Annotated in this window: 1 protein-coding gene; it reads right to left on the bottom strand. The window is 55.1% G+C overall.

Annotation, left to right across the window (positions count from 1 at the left end):
- Positions 1 to 236: group III truncated hemoglobin (locus EN991_RS40535; protein ID WP_206519371.1), on the bottom strand; the 236-nt coding region annotated here is incomplete at its 3' end.
- Positions 237 to 643: the final 407 nt, after the last annotated feature.

Below are 643 nucleotides of genomic sequence, written 5' to 3'. Positions count from 1 at the left end.
TCATATCGGGACGTCCGAAGCAACGTCGCAGACCAGAAGTCACACATCTTCGCTAGATGCTGTGGCCAACTGTCTGGCTCGATCCGATCGTGGAAAATGGGGCCGAGAAGGTCATCATGTCGAATTTCGCCGTAAAAACCGTGGACCACCTCGCGGATCGTTGTCTCATCAAGCAACTCTGGCAATGGGACGCCGTCGACGACGATCGTCCTCCTGCTCTGATCATTCTGGCTCATCTGTTTGCTCCTGGCTTCCTCTGTCCCATCCAAGCGGGTTCAAGCCTTGGCTCGCCCATGATGATCGCCATAAAACATAGATTGTCAATCTATCTTTGCGAAACCTCCCAAGGTCCGCCCCAACGTGGCCTGGGGACCTAGGCGTTGCTGAACTGCCTAGACATTGCGGTGTAAGGTCCGACACGGGAAGTATGCAAATTGGGAGGGAATTCCTGATGCGATTCAGTTTCGAGGATCGCCAACACCTCATCAGATGACCGTGCCTGCCGGAGATGTTCCCGAACCTGAGATGCCCGAAACAGCCGGCACATTTGCGAAAGGGCAGGGAGAAAGGCGGAAGTGGCAGAACGCGGCCAGAGCACGGTGTAAATGAGATCTACACGATCGTCGTCTGGGCCCTCGAAATC

It is taken from the genome of Mesorhizobium sp. M7A.F.Ca.US.005.03.2.1 (assembly GCF_003997795.1).
Classification (GTDB): domain Bacteria; phylum Pseudomonadota; class Alphaproteobacteria; order Rhizobiales; family Rhizobiaceae; genus Mesorhizobium; species Mesorhizobium ciceri.
This window is presented reverse-complemented; position numbering and strand designations above follow the sequence as displayed.